Annotated in this window: 20 protein-coding genes; 10 read left to right on the top strand and 10 right to left on the bottom strand. The window is 51.8% G+C overall.

Annotated features, from left to right (window positions below; all coding sequences use genetic code 11):
- Nucleotides 1-179: 179 nt before the first annotated feature.
- Both AC1DF0_RS04635 and AC1DF0_RS04630 read left to right on the top strand, forming a co-directional pair.
- A complete protein-coding gene (locus AC1DF0_RS04635; RefSeq protein WP_475822897.1) occupies nucleotides 180-767 on the top strand; it encodes a TetR family transcriptional regulator in 588 nt (195 codons plus the stop codon).
- Between the two features lie 159 nt (nucleotides 768-926).
- Nucleotides 927-1,883: a DMT family transporter gene (locus tag AC1DF0_RS04630; RefSeq protein WP_442048591.1), complete on the top strand. Its 957-nt coding sequence runs from the start codon at nucleotides 927-929 to the stop codon at nucleotides 1,881-1,883.
- A 312-nt stretch (nucleotides 1,884-2,195) separates the two neighbouring features.
- Here AC1DF0_RS04630 and AC1DF0_RS04625 read toward each other — a convergent pair whose 3' ends face one another.
- Nucleotides 2,196-2,933, bottom strand: coding sequence for an SDR family NAD(P)-dependent oxidoreductase (locus AC1DF0_RS04625; RefSeq protein WP_477573209.1), 738 nt, complete (start codon nucleotides 2,931-2,933; stop codon nucleotides 2,196-2,198).
- 180 nt (nucleotides 2,934-3,113) lie between these two features.
- Between AC1DF0_RS04625 and AC1DF0_RS04620 the strand changes: the two genes are divergently transcribed.
- The gene (locus AC1DF0_RS04620) at nucleotides 3,114-3,716 is read left to right on the top strand and encodes a TetR/AcrR family transcriptional regulator (RefSeq protein WP_477573208.1); all 603 of its coding nucleotides are present in this window, start codon (nucleotides 3,114-3,116) and stop codon (nucleotides 3,714-3,716) included.
- Nucleotides 3,717-3,721: 5 nt separating this feature from the next.
- Here AC1DF0_RS04620 and AC1DF0_RS04615 read toward each other — a convergent pair whose 3' ends face one another.
- The 7 genes from AC1DF0_RS04615 to AC1DF0_RS04585 all read right to left on the bottom strand — a co-directional run bounded on the left by AC1DF0_RS04615 (nucleotide 3,722) and on the right by AC1DF0_RS04585 (nucleotide 12,169).
- Nucleotides 3,722-4,399: an MgtC/SapB family protein gene (locus tag AC1DF0_RS04615; protein ID WP_442048588.1), complete on the bottom strand. Its 678-nt coding sequence runs from the start codon at nucleotides 4,397-4,399 to the stop codon at nucleotides 3,722-3,724.
- A gap of 72 nt (nucleotides 4,400-4,471) precedes the next feature.
- Nucleotides 4,472-5,806 (bottom strand): jacalin-like lectin, encoded by a 1,335-nt coding sequence (locus tag AC1DF0_RS04610; protein ID WP_477573207.1) that lies wholly within the window; start codon nucleotides 5,804-5,806, stop codon nucleotides 4,472-4,474.
- A 76-nt stretch (nucleotides 5,807-5,882) separates the two neighbouring features.
- Nucleotides 5,883-7,574 (bottom strand): type 2 periplasmic-binding domain-containing protein, encoded by a 1,692-nt coding sequence (locus AC1DF0_RS04605; protein ID WP_477573206.1) that lies wholly within the window; start codon nucleotides 7,572-7,574, stop codon nucleotides 5,883-5,885.
- Nucleotides 7,575-7,609: 35 nt separating this feature from the next.
- Nucleotides 7,610-8,482 (bottom strand): carbohydrate ABC transporter permease, encoded by an 873-nt coding sequence (locus AC1DF0_RS04600; RefSeq protein WP_477573205.1) that lies wholly within the window; start codon nucleotides 8,480-8,482, stop codon nucleotides 7,610-7,612.
- A gap of 12 nt (nucleotides 8,483-8,494) precedes the next feature.
- Entirely contained in the window at nucleotides 8,495-9,409 is a 915-nt protein-coding gene (locus tag AC1DF0_RS04595) for an ABC transporter permease (protein ID WP_477573204.1), read from the bottom strand.
- Nucleotides 9,410-9,538: 129 nt separating this feature from the next.
- Nucleotides 9,539-10,300, bottom strand: coding sequence for a response regulator transcription factor (locus AC1DF0_RS04590; protein WP_477573203.1), 762 nt, complete (start codon nucleotides 10,298-10,300; stop codon nucleotides 9,539-9,541).
- Nucleotides 10,301-10,336: 36 nt separating this feature from the next.
- Nucleotides 10,337-12,169 (bottom strand): sensor histidine kinase, encoded by a 1,833-nt coding sequence (locus tag AC1DF0_RS04585; RefSeq protein ID WP_477573202.1) that lies wholly within the window; start codon nucleotides 12,167-12,169, stop codon nucleotides 10,337-10,339.
- A gap of 170 nt (nucleotides 12,170-12,339) precedes the next feature.
- Between AC1DF0_RS04585 and AC1DF0_RS04580 the strand changes: the two genes are divergently transcribed.
- The 3 genes from AC1DF0_RS04580 to AC1DF0_RS04570 are packed head-to-tail and all read left to right on the top strand — an operon-like array spanning nucleotide 12,340 to nucleotide 15,490.
- Nucleotides 12,340-13,422, top strand: coding sequence for a Gfo/Idh/MocA family protein (locus tag AC1DF0_RS04580; RefSeq protein WP_477573465.1), 1,083 nt, complete (start codon nucleotides 12,340-12,342; stop codon nucleotides 13,420-13,422).
- A gap of 23 nt (nucleotides 13,423-13,445) precedes the next feature.
- Nucleotides 13,446-14,462 (top strand): Gfo/Idh/MocA family protein, encoded by a 1,017-nt coding sequence (locus AC1DF0_RS04575; RefSeq protein WP_477573201.1) that lies wholly within the window; start codon nucleotides 13,446-13,448, stop codon nucleotides 14,460-14,462.
- A gap of 41 nt (nucleotides 14,463-14,503) precedes the next feature.
- Complete coding sequence (locus tag AC1DF0_RS04570) at nucleotides 14,504-15,490, top strand: helix-turn-helix domain-containing protein (protein ID WP_477573200.1); 987 nt, start codon at nucleotides 14,504-14,506, stop codon at nucleotides 15,488-15,490.
- A 145-nt stretch (nucleotides 15,491-15,635) separates the two neighbouring features.
- Here the strand turns inward: AC1DF0_RS04570 and AC1DF0_RS04565 are convergent, their stop codons facing one another.
- Both AC1DF0_RS04565 and AC1DF0_RS04560 read right to left on the bottom strand, forming a co-directional pair.
- On the bottom strand, nucleotides 15,636-17,312 hold the full coding sequence (locus tag AC1DF0_RS04565) for a hypothetical protein (protein ID WP_477573199.1): 1,677 nt from the start codon (nucleotides 17,310-17,312) through the stop codon (nucleotides 15,636-15,638).
- The gene (locus tag AC1DF0_RS04560) at nucleotides 17,312-19,528 is read right to left on the bottom strand and encodes a glycoside hydrolase family 88/105 protein (protein ID WP_442048584.1); all 2,217 of its coding nucleotides are present in this window, start codon (nucleotides 19,526-19,528) and stop codon (nucleotides 17,312-17,314) included. The genes AC1DF0_RS04565 and AC1DF0_RS04560 overlap by 1 nt, the downstream gene beginning before the upstream one ends.
- Nucleotides 19,529-19,767: 239 nt before the next feature.
- Here AC1DF0_RS04560 and iolD point away from each other — a divergent pair, with 239 nt between their 5' ends.
- Genes iolD through AC1DF0_RS04540 form a run of 4 tightly spaced genes read left to right on the top strand, consistent with a single transcriptional unit; the run spans nucleotide 19,768 to nucleotide 25,058 of the window.
- A complete protein-coding gene (iolD, locus tag AC1DF0_RS04555; protein ID WP_477573198.1) occupies nucleotides 19,768-21,630 on the top strand; it encodes a 3D-(3,5/4)-trihydroxycyclohexane-1,2-dione acylhydrolase (decyclizing) in 1,863 nt (620 codons plus the stop codon).
- A gap of 28 nt (nucleotides 21,631-21,658) precedes the next feature.
- Entirely contained in the window at nucleotides 21,659-22,570 is a 912-nt protein-coding gene (gene iolE, locus AC1DF0_RS04550; protein WP_477573197.1) for a myo-inosose-2 dehydratase, read from the top strand.
- Between the two features lies 1 nt (nucleotide 22,571).
- On the top strand, nucleotides 22,572-23,582 hold the full coding sequence (gene iolC / locus AC1DF0_RS04545; protein ID WP_442048581.1) for a 5-dehydro-2-deoxygluconokinase: 1,011 nt from the start codon (nucleotides 22,572-22,574) through the stop codon (nucleotides 23,580-23,582).
- Between the two features lie 30 nt (nucleotides 23,583-23,612).
- Nucleotides 23,613-25,058 carry a CoA-acylating methylmalonate-semialdehyde dehydrogenase gene (locus tag AC1DF0_RS04540; RefSeq protein WP_442048580.1) on the top strand — a complete coding sequence of 482 codons (1,446 nt, stop codon included), beginning with the start codon at nucleotides 23,613-23,615 and terminating at the stop codon, nucleotides 25,056-25,058.
- Nucleotides 25,059-25,082: the final 24 nt, after the last annotated feature.

The raw sequence follows: 25,082 nt of genomic DNA, 5'->3' as shown, positions 1-25,082 counted from the left end.
CACGTTATTCGTTAACGTGCAATATATATGAGTGAAGAATCGGCAGACGTTGCCGGTTCTTTTTTTGATTTATATGCAGGACTTGTACGTTTCCGTGATGCCCCTTGACAGGTGGATGTGACTGGTATACGCTGATGTCAGTAGTCACTGACATTTGCTTTTTGAAAGGTACGGGGCATATGAATAACAGCAAGCTGGGGAGCAGCGACAGACTCTTATTGGCTGCAATCAATCTGATCTCCGAGAAGGGCTATAATGGCGTGACGACCCAGGAGATCGCCACGGCCGCTGGCCTAAGCGAGAAGACGTTGTTCCGCCATTTTCAGAGCAAGCAGAATCTCCTGGAGTCGGCCTTCGACCGGTATCATTACGCCGAAGAGATGCGGAAGCTTTTCGAAGAGAAGCTGGTGTGGGAGCTGGAGGAAGACCTGCTTACGATCAGCAAGACGTACCATACGATCATGAACCGCAATCGGAAGCTTATCGAGATCAGCACGAAGGATGAGTCCAGATTGCCCGGATTCAAGGAACGGACGCAGCAGCACCCGCTGCAGCTGCTCGAGTTTCTAACGACTTATTTTGTCACGATGGGCGAGCGAGGCAAGATGATTCGAACCAATCCGAGAATGCAGGCCTTTACGTTCATGATGTCTCAATATGGCGCCTTCATGAATGATCTAAATGCCGGGAAGAATTATCCGAACATCGAGCTAGAGCCTTTCATGCTTGAAAGCGTGAGCCTATTTGCTAGGGGGTTGACCACCTAGCTATTTTTACAAGGTAGATGTCAGTAAGCACTGACAGACAATTTCCTAATTTAACTAGAAAAACGGCGAGAAGACGCATGGAATTGATTCTTAGAAGAGGGATGAGTGAGATGAAGAAGTTGGAACTAGCAAAAAAACGTTCACAGGAGGTGCTGAGTCATGAGTAACGGTGCTTCGTCCAAAAGCTCCAAAGGAGTAAAGCTTGCCTATATGCTGGCTGTTATCAACGCCATCGTTATCGGAGCATCGTTCCTGTTCGTCAAACTGTCGCTCAACTACGCAAGCCCGTTCGATACGCTTACCTTCCGTTTTGCCGCGGCGTTCATTATTTTGTCCATTCCGACAGCGTTCGGCCTGTTTAAGCTGAATTATCGGGGCAAGCCCATATATAAGCTGCTTCTGCTCGCAACGATGTACCCGATTGGATTTTTCACCTTGCAGACGTTTGGGCTGCAGCATGCCACTTCCGTAGAAGGCGGAATCATCAGTGCGTTTTCGCCGGTAGTTACGTTGGTACTCGCCAGCGCTTTTTTGAAAGAAGCAACGTCCTTGCTGCAAAAGCTGTCTACGCTGTTATCCGTATTCGGCATTGTATTTATTTTTATGATGAAGGGGAGCAGCTTCGATTTTTCCAACCTGAAAGGCATCGTCCTGCTGCTTCTGTCATGTACGGCTTTTGCCGGATATAGCGTGTTGGCCCGCTCCATCACCAAACATTTTAGCCCCGTGGAAATCAGCTATTTCATGGTAAGCGTCGGATTTGCCGCTGCGCTCGTGATTTCATTCACCGTGCATGGCACAAGCGGAACGCTTGGCAGCCTGTTCGCACCGCTTGCAAGCCTAACTTTTATCGGGCTGATTCTCTTTCTAGGCTCAGTCCAGCTAGCTACCGCGCTGATGGGAAGCTATATTTTATCCCGCATCGAAGCCTCGAAGATGGGCGTGTTCCTCAACCTGTCCACCATTGTATCTATCGCTGCCGGCGCTTTGGTTCTCGGGGAAACGATCGCTTGGTATCACCTAGTCGGTTCGTTGCTCATTATCGTCGGAGTGATTGGCACGAATCTCCCGGCTAGGCAGCGCGGCACGAGAAAGATAACGACCACGACTGCTTAAAAGCGACCAAGTTTGAGTATGTAACGGCATTTCGTCGAACTAAATTAGGAGGTCTGCCGAAAGGTATGCGATTAGCGGCATTTCGTCAAACTACTCAGCCACTTTATTGACTAGACAGCAAAACCGCCTCATTAACGTCCCGAAATCGAACTAAATGAGGCGGTTTAGGCGCAACCCATAGATTAGTTTCCCAGAATGCCGTTGCACAAGGTGAAACGCCTGGCGTCGTCCATTTCTATAGACGTCATCGTTTCGTCGAAAAAAGGAGCAGCACGAAGCTGCCCCCCTCTAGATCCTTCAATTCGATTGCAATTATTGAGCCGTATAGCCGCCGTCAACGATCAAGCTATTGCCTGTCATGAACGAGGAATCGTCGCAAGCCATGAATAATACGGCTTTCGCCATTTCTTCCGCTTGTCCGAGACGCTTCATCGGAGTCATGGCAGACAAAGCCTGCTTGCTTTCTTCCGGAATAATCGGCGTGTCAATGAATCCTGGACATAATGCGTTAACGCGAATATTTTGTTCCGCATATTCAAGACCGAGCGAACGAGTCAAGTTTACTACGCCGCCTTTGGCTGCATTGTATGCCGCTGAACCCGGCGAGCCTACCCATCCGTACATCGATGCGGTATTTACGATTGCGCCTCCGCCCGTTTTCAACATCTCGCGAATCGACTCTCGTGCCACCAAGAAGACGCCATCCAAGTCAACATTAACCGTGTTGCGCCACTCGGAGAATTCCAACTCATGCGAAGGATGAACGCGGCCTATTCCTGCATTGTTGAATACAACATCGACTCTGCCGAAAGCTTCTACGGTTTGTTTGAAGATGCCTGCAACCTCTTCTTCGCTCGTAATATTCGCTTTAACGAACAGCGCTTCGGCATTCAGTGCTCTGAGCTCGCTCTCAACCGCTTTTCCCTTTTCTTCATTCAAATCAACAAGAACCACTTTGGCTCCTTCTGATATAAATAAACGCGCAGTAGCTGCGCCGATCCCGGATGCTCCACCAGTAATAACAGCTACTTTGTTTTGCAATTTGCCCATCGTTGATTCCTCCAGTACAATATTTTTAATAGCGCTAATGGATACGTTCACTTAGCGATATTTTGTTTACAACTTAATTGTACTATCCTGTTCACAATTAACAATCAGCAACAAATGATGAAATGTCCACCTAGTAGACACTTCATGCGAGAATGTCTTTTTTGCGAAGGAGGGCTATACATGAATAACGAACAAACGGTGACAACACAGCGGCGGATTAGGACCCAAGAGCATTTCAAATCGGCTCTCATTAAACTGATCAAAGAAAAAGGCTACCATTCTATATCTGTAAAGGACATCGTGGATGCCGCCTCTTATAATCGCAGCACCTTCTATGTTCATTACCAAGATAAAGTTGAACTGGCTGAACAATTGCTCACTTCCATGCTTCAAGGATTGGAAGATGCCGTTGGCAAACCCTACGTTCCCGGCCAGAAGGTATATACGTCCAAGCTAAACCTGCCGTCTTTTAATATCGTTACTTATATTTTCCAGCATCGGGATTTTTTCGAGCTTGTTCAATTGGACGAGACGTTGCCAAGGCTGCATACGGCATTCCCGCAAACGATACTCAAGATTTACAAGGAGCAGTTTGTATTCGAGACGATCAACAATATGCCCGTTAACATGGACTATTTCAAACACTACACGGCTTACGGCTTCTATGGACTTATTCTGAATTGGATCAATTCCGATTTCAAAGCCTCCCAAGAGGAGTTTATCCATGAAGTGATTGAATTAACCAAAACCCATATGCACTCGATTAAATATGTCGGGCAATAGGTTGCTCAGATACTTTCCACTTCCACCGCATGAACGCGGTTCATTCGCTTGATTTCATGATACAGCTTGGTCGCCGGATCACCTTTTCCTGCTAATGAAAGAATGAGATGAAGCTCCTGGCTTCTGCCCTCTACCCCTTTAATTTTAGTATGCTTGATTTTGTGGCTTAACCGAATACCCTCGACAACCTCCTGCACATCCTGATAGTCCTCCACAATAATGTGGACGGACAAGTCCCGCTCCTTCAGCTTGGAAGGACCGATCAAACGAATGGCCCATGGCACGACGTTAACGGAAAGCATAATAAAGAACGCCGCAGCTAACGCTTCTCTGTAGAATCCCGCTCCCGTCGCAATGCCGAGTGCCGAAGCGCCCCAGATCATGGCCGACGTCGTTAATCCGGAAATAACGTCGTTATTTCGGCGCAGGATGACGCCCGCCCCGATGAAGCCGACGCCGCTGACAATTTGGGCCGCGAGCCGCATCGGGTCCATCGTCGTCAAGCCTGGAACGGCGAATTTCGCTACCGATTCGATAGATACAATCGTAACGAGACAGCTGCCGATGGCAATAACCATGCTTGTTTTGATCCCGAGCGGCTTATGACGGAGCTGCCGGTCGATCCCGATTAACAACCCCAACAGCAATGCTATAGCCAGCTTTATTGCATAATCATCGAGCATGACAGTCCCCCCTGTTAAATAGAAAAAACCGGCTGAGCAGCATACGTTAACGCTGTTTCAGCCGGCTTTGCTTTATAGACGTTTATAGATCACACCGAGCCGATCGATTTCAGCCTCTGCTTTGCCGTAAAATCCGGCAATATACCAGCCATCGGGCGCCGTATACGTAACGGTGTCAGGCTTGGCGGTTCCGCCTGCAAGCTGCTTGCCTTTATTGGTGGCGAACCGGGCATAGAAGATCCGGTCACTGCCGTTTCTTGCCGCTTTATTGAGCGTAACCGATTTAATATACTCATCGCTGTCCAGCGTGATACTGCTCGCGGTTGCCGTTCCTCCGACGCTAAGCGTCGACCCGTTCGCGAATCCAAGCTGAATGCCGTCAACTCTTGCCCCGCTACGCAAAGTAAGCTGCGTTATGCGGGATGCTGGCAATAGATTTAACTGATTGAAAGGAATGCCGCCTGTGCCGCCGAACGAATCGCTAAGCCCGATATTGCTCGACAACGTGTACTCAAATTCCGCGCTAATCGGATAGTGGTCGGACAGCTGCTCTCCACTCGCATCTACGAACACTTCATCTTCAAGCCGGTAAGCTACTGCATCCAAAGCAAGCACTTGACTGCTTCTATAGAATATCTTATCGACGACCTCGAAATTAGGACCATTCCGGTCTGTGGCATCCATCAGCGCATCGCCGAGACCTGGCGCGACGCCGCCGCGAACGAGCTCAACCCAAGCATCCGTCAGATTAGCTGCGGCAAGAAATTCGTCAAGCAGCGGTCTTTCCCTTGTATAACGMGTATTCGTATCTCCGTAGACGATAACCGCGTTGCCGACGGAATACGTGTTAATATACGCGTACAGCTGGCGCATATTGCTTGCTCTAGCCGCCATTGATCCAGCGTCGACATCGGCGTCAGCATGCAGGTTGTAAATGTCCACATACGCTCCGTCAGCCAGCTTCATCCGCTTGGCGGTGAAGCCCTTCGGCGTCAGTTGATCGCTGCCGCTGTCGAATATGCCGTATCTATCATTCCAAGTCACGCGAGTCAAGTCGCTCATCGGAAAGACAGATAGCGAATTCAATCCGCTGCCAATTCCTGCTCCTCCGGTCGTCGCTGTCTTGTAGGGATGATTCGCGCTCGCGTAAAGGGCCGCATGATAATTGAAATCTTCCTGCACGTTAACCATATCGTACAGATTCAGCAGCGGGCTAATGAGCGGCGTATATACAGCCGGGTCTGAACTAGAGATAATGCCCGGTAGTCCTCCCACATTATAAGACAATATCGAGAACGATCCAGTCGCTCCTGGTTCTGCGTGTACGGTATGCTGTGCGGGCAAATAACCGATTACTAAGGATACTGCCAATCCGATTGCAGCTAGCTTGCTTAACCAACGAATCATCTTCTCAACCCTCTCTCATCATAATAAGAGCTGCTTGTGTCTGAGATGAATGTCTTTCGGTTGCAGTTGCCAGTCCTTACTTCGCAGCCAATGCCTTCTGCTGCTCAACAATCGTCCACAGATCATCGGCCATGAATGCGATATCCTTATTGGCCGCATACCATTCATTCATGAAATCGATGATTTTCGCGCCGCCGGCTTTCTCCCATGCCGCTTGTGCATCCGCAACCGCTTGATCCGCGCTATATTTCGCGCCGCTGACAATCGCTTTTACATAAAGATCATTGATTTCCTTCAGCACGTTGGCACGAATGACATCTAGATCACTAGGCAAGCCTGGGATATGGTCGCCAAGAGTGAAGCCAGGATATTGCTTGGATGGGTCCAAATACATTTCTTTAGCGGCTAAGTACATGTCTAGACCAGCCTTCTGCAGCTCGTCAGCAGGATCGAATAGATTGACCACAAAGTTGCACTTGTCGGTGCCTCTGCTGAGGAACAGACCATATCCGCCCGCATAGCCTGCTTCTGTCGTCCACTTCTCGCTATCCGGATACGTTGCGCAACCGTTCGCTCCAGCTACCCAATGCGTGCCTTCTTCACCCTTCATCAGCATTTTCGTCGTCTCCGGTTCCAATATGAAGTTGACGTATTCGGCTGCCGCGACCGGATCCTTCGTATTCACGTTAAATACCGTCGTCATCTGAATCGGATTATCGACTGCGCCCGTATATTGGCCGAACGGCGATTCAGGGAACGCCATTGGAGCTACAACGGCATCCGGCACATTATTTTTGAGGGTAACCAGATCTTTCGTTGTAAAATCGAACCAGCTCATGCTGAAGTTCGCATAGATTCCAAGCTTGCCGTTCAGGAAGTCTTGCTTCGCCTTCGAGCCGTCTTTGTCGCTAATGTAGTCGCTGTCTATAATTTTTTGATCGTACAGCTGTTTTTTGAACGTCAGAGCGGCAAGCTCTTTATCCCATTGTCTAATGATTTTGCCATCCTCAACATTCCAGCTGTGCTCTTGTTGAATGCCGAACATCTCGTTAATGAGTCCTTCGGAATAGTAGCTGATATTGATGCCGTACGTATCGCGTTGGCTGTTGCCATCCGGATCCTGCTCGGCAAAAGCTTTCGCTACTGCAAGCAGTTCATCCGTGGTCTTCGGCACTTCAAGCTTCAGCTTCTCCAACCAGTCGGTACGGATAAAGAAGACATGGAGCGGATTCGCTTCGTTAATGCGGCCGATCTCATACAGCTTGCCATCTGATTTCGTGCCTACTTGCTTTAATTGCGGATATTCGTCGATCAGCTTCTGGTAGTTAGGCATGTATTGCAGCAAATCGTCCAGCGGCAGCAGCTGTTTCTGCTCATACAGATTGTTGCGGAACGGTGCGTTCGTTTCATTCACAATATCCGGCGCCGAGCCGGATGCGAACATCACGTTCAGCAACTTTTTCGACTCGCTGCGGAGCACGGGCACGAAAGTCATATCAACCGGACCATTCTCCAGAATCCATTTGGTCCAGCGATTATCCTCGTAAGTGCCTTCTGTCGCGGCAACGCCGCCGCGGTCCTGAATAACGACGGACGCCTTGCCTCTCTCCTTCGGCTTATCCGTTGCGGCAGCGACCGGTTCTCCGCCTGCATTCGTAGACTTCGGCTCTTCCTTCTCTCCCCCGCTACCGCTGCAGCCTGCTGCAACTAGCAGCACCGAAACGGCAGTAAGCAGCATCATGACCCATTGCTTTCTTTTCGCAAACATGTTCTTCCCCCCATGATTGGATTTGTCCTTGCCACTTAACCTTTTATTGATCCCAGCATAACTCCTTTAACGAAATACTTCTGCAAAAACGGATATATGAGAAGCATCGGAACGACCATGAACACAACGCCGACGGCGCGGATCATTTCATTCGTAAGCTTTTGCTGGTCCTGCATTTTGCCTGCCGCATCAAGCAGCATATCCCCTGTCTTCAGCATCGACTGCACAACGACCGTCAAATTCTGCATATCGGTCTTGTTGATATACATCAGCACGTTCATGAACGAATTCCAATAGCCGACGCCATAGAACAATGCAAGCGTTGCCATAATAGGCATCGATAGCGGCAAGATGATCCGGAACAACAGCATAAGCTCCCCGGCGCCGTCTATCCGAGCCGATTCGTCGATTTCTTTCGGAATGTTCTCGAAGTAACTGCGCATAAGCAGCATATTGTACGTACTCACTAATCCAATGAGCCACAAAGACCAGTAGGAGTTAATTAAATCCAGACTTTTCACAACGATGTAAGTTGGAATGATCCCCCCGGAGAACAGCATCGTGAACACCATAGCCAGCGTTAGGAAGCGACGACCGAACATATAAGGACGCGACAGCGGATAAGCCGCAAGCACGGTAGCAGCCATACTAAGAACAATGCCTCCGATTGTAATAATGGCGCTGTTCTTCAAGGCTCGCAAAGCAGGAGTCCCTTCGAAAAAGAAGGTATAGGCAGTGAATTGAATCTTCACAGGCCAGAAGAAGACATGACCAGACTCCACAGCCGAACGATCGCTTAGCGATACGGCGATAATGTGAATGAAAGGAAGCAGGCAGGACAGCCCGAGCAGTACGAGCAGAATGTTGTTAGTGATGTAAAAAATTCGTTCTCCCGTTGATTTTCTCATGCCTAATCCTCCTTAGAACAATCCTTGATCATATTTGCGGGCAATCCAATTCACCGTAATGACAAGCACAAAGGCGATTACCGATTCGAACAGCCCCATTGCGGTCGTAACGCTGAACTGCGCGGATTGCAGACCCATCTTATAAATGTAGGTGCTTATGACCTCAGATACAGAGGAAACGGCATCATTCTGCAGGTTGTATACTTGGTCGAAGCCAACCTCCATTACCCGCCCCATGGCCAAGATCAGCAGCAATATGATGGTCGGCCGTATGCCGGGCAGCGTAATATGCCATATTTGCCGCCATTTCGAAGCGCCGTCGATGCTGGACGATTCATAAAGCGACGGATCAATCATCGTTAGCGCCGCCAAATAAATAATCGTGTTGAAGCCCATTTCCTTCCATACGCCCGAACCTACAAAGATCGATGTCCATGAGACCGCCTCATACAGAAATGATTTAGGTTCGATAGACAGCAGCTCCAACACCTTGTTGATCGACCCGCTGTCCGTCGCGAACAGGGTGAGCACAATGCCGGATACGATAACCCACGAGAAAAAATGCGGCAAGTAAACGATCGTTTGAATCCATTTTTTGAACCAGCTTCTCTGTATTTCGTTAATCATGAGAGCCAGAACGATGGGTATCGGAAAGCCGACCGCCAGACTCAGAAAGCTAAGCCAGAACGTATTCCAAATAATTTGCACCGTGTTCGAAGTCGTGAAGAGCAGCTCGAAGTTTTTCCACCCTACCCACGGGCTATGGAGTATACCGTCCGTAAAATTGTAGTTTTTGAAAGCAATGACCAATCCGCCCATCGGCAGATATTTGAAAATCAAATAGAAGGCTAGAACGGGCAGAAGCATCGCGTATAAGTACAGATTTTGCCGCAGCTTCAAGCTCGTTGCTCTTGCTCTGAAATTCATATGGCTCCTCCTGTTCTGTCGTCCATTCGTATAATACCTCAAGTATAAAGGGGGCAAAAAAAAGAACCCTTAAAAAATTATAGATAAAATCTATAACTTTTTTGGCTCTTGGAGGAACAAACCATAGCTCTATAGGGTCGCTTTTCTGCGATACTCTTTCGGTGACCGGTTAAAATGCTGCTTGAACACGCTCGTGAAATAATTCGGTTCGTCGAAGCCGATGGCGCAAGCGATTTCGAATATTTTCATATCCGTATTGCATAGCAAATGCATCGCTTTCTCCATCCGATAGCGGGTAACGAAGGAGGTAAAGCTCTCTCCCGTCGATTTTTTGAATAAGACGCTGAAGTAGCTGGGGTTCAGATGAATATGCGCGGCCGCCTCGGTCATCCGGCATTCCTCCGCGTAGTGCGCCTCGACAAAGGCGATCGCCTTCTCAATCAGACCGTCCGGCTTATCCGAGGTGCGAACGACGTCCGGATTGGCAGCAGCTCCCCTTAAGCCCCGGCTCCCGTTGTAACGCTCGCTCGCTCTCATGAGCATGGAGCGCACATCGGCTTCCGTGCATGGCTTGAGCATATAATCCATGACGCCTAGCTTAATCGCGGCTTGTGCATAGTCGAAATTTTTGAACCCCGTCAGAATGACGACAATGGTATCCGGAAAATCGCGGCGCAGATGGGTGACGAACTCGAGTCCATCCATCGCCGGCATGCGAATATCGGTAAAGACTAGATCAGGCTTATGCCGTTCAGCCAGCTTCAATGCATCGAGGCCGTTGCTTGCTTCTCCGACGACATTCCAGTTATGCTCGCTATCCTCAATCATCTTGACCAGCCCTTTGCGAAAATAAAACTGATCTTCAACAACCATCGCATTGCCATATTGCATCCATTCCACCCCTTCTACCGCTTAGGATTATTAGGATTAACCTGCCATCCGCTGGCTTGACGCTGCCGGCAATACCAAGCTCATCCGCGTCCCCGTACCTATCCTGCTATCTATCTCAAGCCGATAAGGATCGCCATGCAGCAGCTCAATCCTTCTTGCCACATTGCGTACGCCAATGCTTTCCCGCTGCCGGTCTCCGTGATCAGCTGACTTTTCGTGAAGCAGCTTATGGATAAGCTCCGGCTTCATGCCGCAGCCGCTATCTCTAATATCGATTCGCAGGAAATTTGTCCCGCMTTCAAGCTCCTCCCAGATGCGAATATGAAGCCGCTTGTTTGCCAATTGGCCTCTGAATGCATGCATGAACACATTCTCGACAAGCGGCTGCAGCAAGGACCTCATGACCTGATAATGGAGCACAGTCTCCTCCGTCTCAATGTCGAACTCCAAGTTCGCTTCGAACAGCTCGGCTTGAATTTTGACGTAGTTCTGTATTTGCCTGACCTCTTCCTGCACTGTAGACGGAACTTGCACCGGCATGAGCGAATGCTTCAGCATCTCCGATACGGCGCCGATCAGCTCGGCTGTATCCTGCTCGCCTCTCATATACAGCTTCCAGTACACCTCGTTGAAAAAGTTGTGCAAGAAATGCGGATTGATCTGGGCCTGCAGCGCTTTCAATTCTGCTTCCCGTTCGCTGAGCTGGGTGAGATACACCTTCTTAATAAGCTGCTCGACATGCTCGGCCATCGCGTTGAAGCTGTCCCCGATGAAAGCCAACTCGTCCTTTGACCGTACCGTTACGCGCGTCTCCAAATTGCCGGCACGCATTCGCTGCAGTCCTTTGAGCAAATCGGCAAGCGGACGCAAGAGACGCTCGAGCGCCAGCATAATGAACAGGCTGGCTGCCGCGGCAATAATGAGACCGGCGAGCATCGTATTAATGGCCAAAGTACGATTTTTGTGCTGAATCGGGTCAAGCGATTTGGAGCTGATGAGCAGGAAGGAATCGGTCAGCGGATTTTTGGTTTCACTGCGCGAATACAGCTGACCCTCCTTCTCCCACATATCCAGATCCTTCTCGATCCCGGCAAACTGCTGATCTGTATAACCTTTGTCATTCGTATATAGCAGGTCGGACGACCGATTAAATAAATACACCTTGTCCGCTCCGTCCTTCGTCAGTTCCGTCAATCCGCTTGCCAGGAAGGATTCGTCAATCATAATGACAAGAATACCGTAAGCCTTAAGTTCATTGTTCTTCATCAGCCTTGAAGCGACAATGGTTTCCCGGAAGCCCTGCGTTTCAAGCTGACTGGGCAGCGAATAGCTTTTCCACACCAATTCCCCCGATGTGTCTCTCGTATTCATCCGGATCGGCCGCAGCGTCTTGGCATCGAGATTGTTGATCGCTTGCGTATTATAGCTGTAATAGACCGAATTGCCGCGAAGATTGAAGATATACAGCCCCGTAATGTAAGGAGCGTCGGATTTAAGCTGGTTGACTAGTTCGTCGATCTTCTGCTTCTCCACATAAAGCTGAAACTTATCCGAGTCGAGATAGATGTTGTATCGCGATATCATCTCTTCGATTTGCCGGTTAAACACGATCGTTTGCGAGATCCGTTTCATCTCCTGTACTTTAAGCTCCAGCTTTGAAAGCGCTTCCTGATTTGCGATCCATGCTTGCTTGCTCAGCTCCTCTCGGAACAGCTTCTCGTTGCTGTGGTAGGTGTAGAAGCCAACTGCAGCAAATGCAAACACGATAATGAGGGACAAACTGCCGATCAGCTTGAATTTGAAACTATTCGTAATGCTGCCCCATAACCATTTCCAAATCCGCATGCCGGCCTGCTTCAACTCCTTCATATGGGGTTTTTATCATTTTAGCATCCTTTTTAAAATGTAGTTGTTAAAAGTTTACTAAATTTATTATTGTCGCGAAAGTACACTTTTTGCTGTCGCAATCTTTCAATATCAAACTTCTTGCCCACATGCTAAACTGAGCCCGAGTTACGATATGATTGGAGGAAAATATGATGAAAAGACGGTTAAAGCTAGCTATTATCGGATGTGGAGGCATTGCTACAGGCAAACATTTGCCTAGCCTCAAGAAGATTGAACAGGTAGAGCTTGTCGCATTTTGCGATGTTTATATCGAGCAAGCACAGAAAGCTGCCGAGCAATTCGGAACTCCTGATGCAAAAATTTACTCCGATTATACCGTCCTTCTGAAGGACGAGTCCATCGACGTTGTGCATGTGTGCACGGCCAACGACACCCATGCCGACATTACGATCGCCGCCTTAGAGGCCGGCAAACATGTCATGTGCGAGAAGCCGATGGCCAAGACGGCAGCCGACGCTAGACGCATGGTTGTGGCTGCTCGTCAATCGGGAAAGAAGCTAACTATCGGCTACAATAACCGTTTCCGCTCCGACAGCCTGCTGCTCAAAAAAATGTGCGAGCAAGGCGAGCTCGGGGACATCTACTTCGCGAAGGCCCATGCGGTCCGTCGCCGCGGCGTGCCGACTTGGGGCGTTTTCCTCGATGAGGACAAGCAAGGCGGCGGCCCGCTGATCGATATCGGCACGCATGCACTGGATCTGACTTTATGGCTGATGAACAACTATGGACCAAAAGCCGTGCTCGGCACCGCCTTCCACCAGTTGTCCAAGCGACGTGACGCCGCCAATTCATGGGGACCTTGGGATCCCGACAAATTCAAAGTAGAGGATTCCGCGTTCGGCATGATTACGATGAAGAACGGCGCTGTCATTATGATGGAAGCAAGCTGGGCGCTCAATATACTCGATACGAAGGAAGCTCGCAGCACGCTGTGCGGTACGGAAGCCGGAGCCGACATGACGGATGGACTGCGGATCAACGGCGAAACGTATGGCAAGCTTTACGAGAAGCATATTAAGCTCGATCCCAAGGGCGTCGACTTCTATGAAGGCAAGCGAGAGACGATGCAGGATGTCGAGATGCGGATGTGGATCGACGCTATTGTGAACGATACCGAACCCGTGGTTTCTCCCGAACAGGCACTTGTCGTCTCGGAGATATTGGAAGCTATTTATGAATCGTCGCGTACCGGCCAAGCGGTATATTTCGACTAAGTAGAAAGGAGTTGGCTTCTTCTATGCATAAAGACAAAATTCGCGTGGCCGTGCTTAGCTTCTGGCATGTACATGCCAAGGATTATGCCAAGCAAGCCATGGAGTTGCCTGATACCGAGCTTGCAGCGGTATGGGACGAAGACCCAGCAACAGGCCGTCTCGAGGCCGAAGCGCGAGGCGTCCGATTCGAGGCTGACTTGGATACGCTGCTTGCCGATCCAACGATCGACGGCGTTATCGTCACTTCGCCAACCGTGGATCATCTTGCCGTCATAACCGCTGCGGCAAGAGCTGGCAAGGCGATCTTCACCGAGAAAGTTATCGCCTTGACCACCCAGGATTGCGAGACAATCATGAATACTGTTGCCAAGAGCGGCGTTGCGTTCACCGTTTCGCTGCCCCGTCTCTACGCGCCATTCACACAAGGCGCTTTGGCCATTCAACAAAGCGGCCTTCTCGGCAAACTGACGTCCGTCCGGGCGCGTTTGTCCCATAGCGGCGCCTTGCCTTGCGAAGAAAGTCCGCTCGGCTATTTGCCTTCACCCTTTTTTGATCCGGGGCAAGCGGGCGGCGGAGCGATGGTCGACCTCGGCTGTCATCCGATGTACTTGGTCAGACTGTTCCTCGGGATGCCAGAGCGGGTGAGCGCCAGATTCGGACACGTTACGGACAAGCAAGTCGAAGATAACGCMTTGGCCGTTCTCCATTATGACTCTGGGGCTATAGGTATCGTCGAAGCCGGCTTCGTCAATCGCGCATCACCGTTCACGCTGGAGCTTCACGGCACCGAGGGCAGCGCCATCTACAGCGCGCAAGATGCCAAGCTGCGATACAAGAGCTTGACACTAGAAGGCAGTGACGCTAAGCTATGGCATGAATATCCGCTGCCGTCCGCCCTGCCATCTGCGTTCGAGCAGTGGGTTAGCCACATTCGGAACAGCACCAGAGACGACAACCATATTCAGCTTGCGACCCAGCTGACCGTGTTAATGGAAGCCGCTTCAAAGGCCGCCAAAGCGGGAGCCGTCATTGCTTTATAGACATTATATATACACACATTTCTGAACTGGAGGCACCGATCATGTCTGATTCCTTATCGCCCCCATCCGGCCTGCAGACTGCCAGCCAAAAGACGTATCCTTATGAATTAATGAACGAGCAGCAGCATGTCCTGGAGCATTTGCAGGCCGATTTCCGATGGGGACCGTATGGCATCCGAGTCGTTCGGTTCCACCACGTATCATTTCCGGCAGGCAAAATCGTTCCCTTCCATAAACATTCGGATGAGTACGAATTTCATTTCATTCCCCGCGGCAAAGGTATGGTCATCATGGGTGACCAGCCTTTTGCGCTTTCGGAGGGGATGATGTATGTAACCGGTCCTCAGGTGATGCACTATCAAGAAGCCGACGGCCAAGACGGTATGAACGAGCTATGCCTGCGCGTCCAGATAGTACCGCTCGAAGGGGAAACGCGAAAGCCTGGCGACTGGGGCGCGGAAGCAGAATGGCGCGAAGCCGAGAACTGCGTGCAGCAGCTGAGACGCATCCCGCTTCGGCCGATCCCCGACCGCTTCCGGGCGATGGAATGCTTCTTGACCGCTTATCGCGCTTGGTTCGAAAGCCAGCCCGGCCTGATGACCCTGATCAAGCAGTCTATTATTCTCATTCTGCTGCGCGCGACCCGCGCTTATTTTCCCGAAGCGCAGCCGCAGCAGCTGCCTGCCCGGAATGTGAATCGGTTCCGCTACAAGCTGGCCGAACAGTTCATTAAGGACAATTATCAGGAGCCGCTGTCCTTAGAAACCGTCGCCGAGCGAATCCATATTAGCCCGAGGCAGCTGCAGCGCATCTTCAGCACCGTCTCGGATACAACGTTCAGCGAATATGTCGAACACATTCGACTATCGCATTTGTGCAGCGACCTGAAGAACGGCAATGAGCAGATAGAGACGCTGGCTGATCGCAATGGCTTCGGCAGCTCCAATTATTTGCATCGTGTCTTCAAGCGCAAGCTTGGCATGACACCAAAACAGTATCGGGATGCCCATCGGCAAGCGAACGAATAGACGCATAAGAGGCTCAAGCGCATTCCCATTGGAGCGCTAAGCCTCTTTTTTATTGTTCGCTGCTCGCTTGAGACCGCGTGTACGAGCATATTTGAGCTTACAGGGGACGGCTGGATTTGTGTCTGCGGCTGTAAGAGCTATGCTCTTACGGAGCGGAATCAGGAGCTAGAACTCGCTCAAGCACAAACCGCATCTGTTCATTCTCAGAAGCCGGACGGTACGTATAAATGATTTCCAGCCGCTTCCCGGCAGTGTCGACAATAGGCTGCGGAGCCTCGGCTGTGACGTGCAAAGTCAGTCCCGGAAGCCGCCAACGGTCCTCCGTAATCTCCGCTGCGATTGGTGCCGATCCGCTAATTTCATACACCAATTCAATCAGCTTATCCGTTGTAAATTCGACTTGAATGGACAACTTGTCATTCTCCGCTTCCGCATTCGTTACAATACCCCGCATATGCTTGCTCCAGTGGCCCCCGGTCTCCCTGCGAACCATACGCATGGAATACCGCTCACCGTCTTCCGATTCCCAATGCATCGTCGCAGGATGAAGCTGTCCGCTCGTATTCCGGCTTCCCGACATCGCTCCAATCATGAGATGCTCGCCAAGCCAAGCGGTTGCGGTGCATAAATGACTGTTCGCTTGCGGATCATCCCGTTCGCACAGCTCACGGTATTGCTTGCGCACCAGCCTCTCTCCGCCAAAGCTCCGCAGAGCCGGCACAATATGCGAAGGCACGTTAACGCCGGCCAGCGCAATTAACGGATCATGGCTTGTCTCGCAATTCACCCCGGTTAAATGCTTGCAGCTCTCTCCTAAAGCCAGATAGAGAAATACGCCGAGCGAGCTATGTGCCGTCATCTCCATTTCGTAGCCTCTTGAGTAAGGTCCGCAAAGGTTCTCAAGCCCGGCATGGTAGAACAATCCGATATTGTCCCATAATCCGCTCTCCACTTCGCTGCCCATTCGGCGCACTTCGCTGGATTGGCCATAATTCCGTATAAATCCAAGCACGGTAAGGTCGACCCCGTAATACGTACTGGAGTTAAATTCGGCGAACGTGCCAAACTCGGAGAAGGACTTGCGGAATTGCTCAGCGAAGCTATCCGCATGGGCGATCCACTCTGCACGGTGAAGACGGTGCCCGAAATAATCGCATATAAACAGATGCATCAGCTCAATATTCGTGTTCATCGGAATGGCATCGGACAGCCGTCTCTCAACCGAGCCAATAACCGCGCGCTCCATAGCAAGATCCATTCGGGACACGACAGCTTCCGGAAGATAACTCTCGAAATGCTCTAGAATGATGGCGAAGGCACAAGCAATGAACTCTCGCCAGTTCGGATCGTAGCTTGCCCACACAGGCGGCAGAATGCTGGCTGCTGCTGATTCGAAGGCTGATTGCACCTTATCCCGTCCCGCAACCGCAGCCAGTTCTCCCGACAGCTTGTCGGCGATACGCTCAAGAGTGCTGGTCAAATAATACGAGAAGCCTGGACCAAACGATTTCCATGGAAAATGTCCTTTGGGCGGCACTTTCGCCTCTGGAGATGTACGGAATGTACCGTAATAAATCTCTTCCGGATCGTCGAATTGCATATCCATGACTCTATGCAGCACCTCGCAAGCCCGCTCCCTATCGCCGGGACCGCCTCGCATCAGCAACCCGACTGCATAATGGGCGCTTGCACGGGTAGAGTGGCTTTCTCTATCGCCATCCTCCTCGTTCCAAAGCATCGCAGCCCGTTCATCATAAATGGCATCCATCATCGACATAGACTGCGCCAACAAAAACTGTTGCTCCTCCGACATCGGCTTCATTAGGCTAGCCCTTTCTTCAGCCGCATCATCTCCACGCCTGCAAGCATCATAATGCCAATGCCATGATTATCATTCAGGACCGTTCGCAAATCCTCCATGTAATATAGAGGTGAGAAGGCGTAACGCGAGCCGCTGCATACGCCGTGTACGTTGCCCTTGCGGTCGATCGCATGCTCCGTTAGTCCCTGCCATCCCTTCAAAGCCGCCTCGGCATATGGACCGTCCGCGTCAAGCCAGCCGAACCGAAGACCGCGGGCGAAAGCGTAAACGAACATCGCCGTACATGACGCCTCCTCATAGGCATCGGGCTGATTGAGAACCTGACGCCATAATCCTGAAGCGGCTTGCAGCTTGGCTATGCCGGCGCAATGCCCGCGGAACATGGCAAGCAGCGCTTCCCGATCCGGATGATCCCCCGGCAACCGCTCCAGCAGCTCGGTTAGAGAGAACAATACCCATCCGTTGCCCCGGCCCCACGGCACGCGGGTAGGCTTGCCGTATTTGAAGTCGAATACATGCGACATGACGCCTGCATCCTCCATAAACAAGTAACGTTTATACAGCAAAAACTGTTTAGCCGATTCGTTCAGCGCCGAAGCATCGCCAGAGGCCAAAGCATATCTCGTCAGAAACGGTCCGCTCATATACAGATCGTCTGCCCACATCGTATCGGCGGAGTATTCCCCCTCGCACAGCCGATAGAAGGCGCCGTCCTCGCGGCGTTCCAGCTTCGCCAACATGAAATCTGCAATCCGATCGGCGATTTTGCGAACGGAAGCGCGGTCTTGGTACAGATCAGCCTCGAGCATAGCAGAGCCGAACGAGCCGCAATTGTCCAACATTTTCATAAGCACAAGCTGATGGTTGATTGCCGGAAAACCGTACTCTGCAAAATCCCACATGGAATAGTCGTACATATCGGTGCAAGCTTCAATATGACGAATCGCATAAGCGGATATATCGGCGCGCTGCAATTCGCGTGCGGTCTGAAGCAGACCGTACATCGTAACGCCAAGCGGATAATCCCATCTTCCGAAGTTAGTCGCCGTGCCGGTCGTCCATTTGTTGCTGAGCATCGCATTCTCATAATAAGGACGAACGCGCGTCTCCGGAGCGTCAATCGACCAGTATACTTGTCCGTCGATGCCTTCCAGCGTTGTTGCTAACGACCGCACCTGCGCCGGCTCTAAGCCGAGTTCAGCTGACAGCGGCCCTGCGAGCAGCCATGCTCCCGGATTTCCGTGGACTTGAACGGGCTGCTGGAGCGTAAGGCTTGCACCGTTAGCCGATGCATGGAGCTCGAACCCCCATCCTACACTGGAATTAACGGTCTTAACGACGATTTGCTTCGTGCCGGGCATGACCGATACATGGAATTGATAGGAGCCTGCCTCATCGAGCACGCCGGCAACCACGTCATCCACCCAAATTTGCGTCGGACCAGAGGCTCTACCAGCCAGCTCAAGCAGACGTGCGGATAACGGCACCGATACAGAACTCCATCCATAACCGGCCGCTTGCCGCTCCTGTTTCCCGAACAGCCTCTCCAGCGGCGAAAACTGACGCTCCTCCTCATTCCACTTCGTCCGTGGAAACCACTCCAGTCCGCTCGCCGTCTCATCCTTCCGCCATTCTGGAAATTGACCTGTACGATCCCCGAATAGTGACGTAGTCGCAGGCTCCGAATAAACCCAGCCCGCACTGCCCTCCCGGTTTGTAAACGGTGTCAAAACTTGCAAAATGCGTACCTTCGCTTCGTCTGCGCCGAAACGGCAGCCAAAGCCCGAAGCGGTCTTCCTTGCCTCGATCAGCAAGCTGTTCCAGCCTTTCTCGAAGCTAAGCGGAATAATTGCACGCGAATTAGGGTTCAACTCGTCCACGACGGTAGACCGATATTGCAGCGTTTCATTTACATATAACTTCACCGGGCCAAGCGCCTGCATCACACTGTCAATGGAACGCTCATCATCGCTCCATACCAGACCATAGGCGTAAGCGTAATCGCCTTCCTCGGCACTCGTTAATCTATCGGAAAAATCAAGTTCATATAATCCTTCGGCATTTTGCAATATACCTGCTTTGGAGAATGCACGCCATGCAAATGGCAACGGCGGGTTCGCCCCTATATATCGTCCTGCAAGCAATTCCAATATACGATGATCGTCATTGCCGAACCAATAGCGCGAGCTATCGCGTTGCTCTACATAGATTCCCATTCTGACTCCCCCTTTCAAGTTAAGCGCTTTACCCATATTCTATTCGATTGCCGGCTTGTTTTCAATATCCGTATTGACGATTCACAAAAATAGGGATTGATTTTAATCCCCGTTGTAGGTAATATCGGATTAAGCGCTTTACCTTTTTGGGGACATATTTATTTTATATAGCAAATATTAATTGTAAGTAACTGAAGGAAAAGCGCTTAACTTTGAAGCGAGGGGGATAACGATTAACGATGGGAACAATTCGTTTAACGATGGCTCAAGCCTTACTGAAGTTTCTTGATCAGCAGTACGTCTCTTTTGATGGCGAGGAAACGAAGTTAGTTACCGGCGTGATGGGGATATTCGGACATGGAAACGTAACCGGCATTGGCGAGGCGCTGGAGAGAAGCGCAGGAAGCCTTTCCTTCATCCAAGGAAAGAATGAGCAAGGCATGGCTCATGCTGCAACCGCTTACGCCAAGCAAAATAATCGCCGCAAAATCTATGCCTGCACGACCTCAATCGGCCCCGGTGCTCTGAACATGGTAACGGCCGCCGGGACGGCAACCGTCAATCGTATCCCGCTTCTGTTGCTGCCGGGAGACAACTTCGCTTCCCGTCAGCCGGACCCGGTTCTTCAGCAACTGGAAGCCGGACATGATTACACCGTATCGGCGACCGATTGCTTCAAGCCGGTCAGCAAGTTCTGGGACCGCATCGTAAGGCCCGAGCAGCTAATGAGTTCGGTCACGAATGCGATGCGCGTGCTGACTGACCCTGCGGAGACGGGGACTGTCACGCTGGCGCTGCCGCAGGATGTGCAAGCGGAAGCATACGACTATCCGGCCGCCTTCTTCGAGAAGCAAGTCCATTACATTGAACGGAAGCAGCCTTCCGTATCCGCTCTTCAGCGGGCTATAGACTTAATCGCCTCCAAACGGCGACCGCTTATTATCGCCGGGGGAGGCGTCAAATATGCTGAAGCTACGGCTGTACTGGCCGACTTTGCCGAGAAATTCGGCATTCCGGTAGCCGAGACGCAAGCCGGCAAAGGCTCGCTCCATTGGCAGCATCCGCTTTATATAGGCGCCATAGGGGTTACCGGAGCATTAGCCGCGAATAGGCTAGCCAAAGAAGCCGATCTCATTATCGGCATCGGCACGCGTTATTCCGACTTTACGACCTCGTCCAAATGGGCCTTCCATCCGGATGCAGCCTTTCTGAACCTGAATGTGAACCGCATGGACAGCTCCAAGCTCGGCGGCGCGGCGCTTGACGGCGATGCGAAAACGACGCTCGAGCTGCTGTCCGGCGGTTTAGCGAATCTAGAATACGCAGCCTCATACGGACCATCCGAGATTACGGGGCTAACTAGCGAATGGAATGCCGAAGTCGATCGCTTATACAGCCTTGAGCGCGAAGACGGCTTCGCGCAGACGAGAGCGCTAGGGATTATTAATGAGTTCCTTCCTCCAGAAGCGGTCATCGTATGTGCCGCAGGAAGCCTTCCGGGCGATCTTCATCGCCTTTGGAGAACGGAGCAGCCGCATGGCTATCACATGGAATACGGCTTCTCCTGTATGGGATATGAGGTAAGCGGAGCTTTCGGAGTCGCTTTAGCAGAACCTGACCGTCCCGTCTATGCCGTTACGGGCGATGGGAGCTATCTCATGCTCCATTCGGAGCTGATCACCAGCCTCCAAGAAAGACGCAAAATAACCGTTCTGTTGTTCGATAACCATGGTTACCAATGTATTCATAACTTGCAGCGCAGCAACGGCAGCGACGGGTTCGGCAACGAATTCCGCTATCGGGATGCTGCGACCGGCCATTACTCCGGCGATACGCTGCCGATCGATTTCGCCGCGCATGCTCGAAGCCTTGGAGCTGCTTCCTATAGAGCTTCTAACAGTAAAGAGCTGCGTCTTGCCTTGAAGGCAGCCGCGAGCGAAACACGCACAACGGTCGTCGTCATCGATGCTCTTGCCGGAACGAACACGGACGGCTACGATTCCTGGTGGAACGTAGGCGTGCCGGAGGTATCGGTGAGCGCGAAAGTAACCTCCGCGCATCAAGCGATGAGCAAAAAGCTGACGGAAGCAAGACCTTACTGATTTCTATGTTAGGAGGAGGAGCAATCGGATGAAACCATTTCCGTTTCGACTAGGTGTCCACCCGATTAACTGGGTCGGCGAAGATGTGAAGGAGCATGGGGAGCATACGACCTATGAGCAGATTTTGGACGATATCCAATCACTAGGGCTGCATGGCACGGAAATGGGCAGAAAATTCCCGACCGACACCCTGCTGTTAAAAGAAGAATTAAGCAAACGCGACATACGGCTCGTCTCGCAATGGAAGTCCGTGTTGTTCTCGGATCCGGCCTACCGCGAGCAAGAGCTGGAAGCATTCCGAAACCATGCCGCGTTCTTGCAGCAAATGGGCAGCAAGGTCATAAGTACATGCGAGGTCGGCGGCTCACTGCACTTCGATCCTCGTCGAACTCCTCATGAACGCGAAGTCATTCGTCTTAATGAGGAAGGCTGGGCCAGCTTGGCGGAAGGACTTAACGCGGCAGGGCGCATAGCGCTCGAATACGGGCTGAAGCTGACGTACCACCATCATGGCGGAACGGTCATCGAAAGTCCCGAGGAAATTGATCGTCTAATGGCGATCACCGATCCGGACGCCGTGTTCCTGCTGTTCGACTCCGGCCATGCGCTGTACGGGGGAGCCAATCCGCTCTCGCTGCTGCAGAAGCATTATGACCGAGTCGCTTATGTGCATCTGAAGGATGTCCGTCCCGATCGTCTCGATCAAGCGAGAGCAAGCGGGTCCGACTTCGTAACCTGCATCCGGGGCGGCGTATTTACCGTCCCTGGGGATGGCTGCATCGACTTTGCTCCCATTATCGGCGTACTGATCGATAGAAACTATGAGGGTTGGGCGCTTCTTGAAGGCGAGCAAGACCCGGCGGCGCATCCCGCTCGCGAATATGCGGAGAAGGCTCTCCGCTATTTATACCGTATCGCTGAGGCGAAGGAGGAAGCTTAGCATGGCGAATATGACTTTTCCATCCGGCAGAGGGTTTGATTTCACGGCAATCGGACGGCTCTGTATCGACTTGAATGCGAATGAAATTAACCGTCCGATGGAGCAGACGATGACCTTTACGAAATATGTCGGCGGCTCTCCAGCCAACATTGCGATCGGCATGAACCGCCTAGGCAGCAAAACAGCTTTTATCGGCAAAGTAGCTGACGATCAAATGGGCCGATTCATCCGCAGTTATCTGGAGAAGGAAGGCATCCATACCGGTAACATCATAACGGACGGTACGGGAGCGATGACCGGACTTGCTTTTACGGAAATCAAAAGCCCAAGCGAATGCAGCATTCTCATGTATCGCGACAACGCAGCCGATCTGCTGCTATCTCCGCTCGAGGTTGACGAGACGCTGATCGCAGACAGCAAAGCTCTGCTTGTATCTGGAACGGCGCTTTCCTCAAGCCCTTCCCGCGAGGCCGTCATGCTCGCCATCGATTATGCACGCAAGCACGGCACTACCGTAATCTTCGATATCGACTTCCGCCCTTATACATGGAAATCTGAGGAGGAAACGGCCGTCTATTACAATATGGCAGCCGAGAAATGCGACATCATCATCGGAACGCGCGAAGAATTCGACAGCATGGAACGATTCGAGGCCAATCCTGAACATAACGATCGCTACACCGCCTCCAAATGGTTTGGCTATCAAGCCAAAATCGTTATTATTAAGCACGGCAAGGACGGCTCGATTGCCTACACGGCGGACGGAGCGGAGCATCGCGCGGAATCGTTCCCGGCCAAGGTCATTAAGACGTTCGGGGCGGGAGATTCTTACGCCGCCGGCTTCATCAGCAGCCTAATGGCCGGACAGACGGTCAAGCAAAGCATGACATTCGGCAGTGCCGCGGCCTGCATCGTCATCTCCAGCCATAGCTGCTCGGATGCGATGCCGACGAAGGAGCAGGTCGAAGATTATATCGAACGCTGCAATCGCGGGGAAATCGTAGCAGGTTAGTCTGCAATCCATGAGAAAAGAGGGAGCTATATGACAATACAATTAAAAAACTGGATCGGCGGGCAATGGGTGCAAGCGAGCTCGGACCGCTACGACCATGTATACAATCCGGCAACGGAGGAGGTGCTGGCCGAGGTTCCGCTATCCACAGCTGATGATATCGAGTCGGCCGTCCAAGCTGCCGGTACTGCCTTCGAAAGCTGGAGCAAAACGCCTGTTCCGCGTCGTGCCCGGATTCTGTTCAAATACCAGCAGCTGTTGGTCGACCATTGGGAAGAGCTTGCCCGCCTCATTACGAAGGAGAACGGCAAAAGCTTCGCAGAAGCGCATGGCGAGGTGCTGCGCGGAATTGAATGCGTAGAGTTCGCCGCTGGCGCGCCATCGCTCATGATGGGCAAGCAGCTGCCGGATATCGCATCGAATCTCGAATCGGGCATGTATCGTTACCCGATCGGAATCATCGGCGGAATTACGCCGTTCAACTTCCCGATGATGGTGCCGTGCTGGATGTTCCCGCTTGCCATCGCTTGCGGCAATACGTTCGTGCTCAAACCGTCCGAGCGGACGCCGCTTCTTGCGAACCGCTTAGCTGAGCTCTTCCATGAAGCCGGGCTCCCTGCGGGCGTCCTTAATCTCGTACATGGCGCGCATGACGTCGTTAATGGACTGCTTGAGCATCCGCGCATTAAAGCGATATCCTTCGTGGGCTCGCAGCCCGTGGCGGAGTATGTGTACACCAAAGGAACAAGCCATGGCAAACGCGTCCAAGCGCTGGCCGGCGCCAAAAACCATTCCATCGTCATGCCTGACGCCGATCTTGATCTAACGGTCAAAGAGATCGTTAATGCAGCCTTCGGCTCGGCCGGCGAGAGATGTATGGCTTGCGCGGTCGTCGTAGCGGTCGGCAGCGTTGGCGACGAGCTTGTCGCTAGACTTGCCGAAGCCGCTGATCGGATTACGATCGGCAACGGATTGGACGAAGGCATCTTCCTCGGGCCGGTCATTCGAGGCGCTCATAAAGACAGAACGCTCGGCTATATTGAGTCAGGTGAAACCGAAGGCGGCTTGCTGATCCGCGACGGCAGGAAGGATGAGGCCGTGAGCGGCACCGGCTATTTTGTCGGACCGACCATCTTCGATCAGGTGAGCAGCGAGATGAAAATATGGAAGGATGAAATATTCGCTCCTGTCCTGTCGGTTATGAGAGCCGATACGCTCGATGAAGCGATTGCGATTGCCAATCGTTCCGAATTCGCGAACGGCGCTTGCCTATTCACCAGCAACGGCTCGAGCGTGCGGCAATTCCGCGAAACCATCGACGCCGGCATGCTCGGCATTAACCTTGGCGTGCCCGCTCCAATGGCTTTCTTCCCGTTCTCGGGCTGGAAAAAATCGTTTTACGGCGATCTTCATGCCAACGGCGGAGACGGCGTAGAGTTCTACACGCGCAAAAAAATGGTCACCGCACGATGGTAGCTCCGTTTTTATGACAAACAGAGG

The sequence above is a fragment of the Paenibacillus sp. 05T425 genome, assembly GCF_056396205.1.
This window is presented reverse-complemented; position numbering and strand designations above follow the sequence as displayed.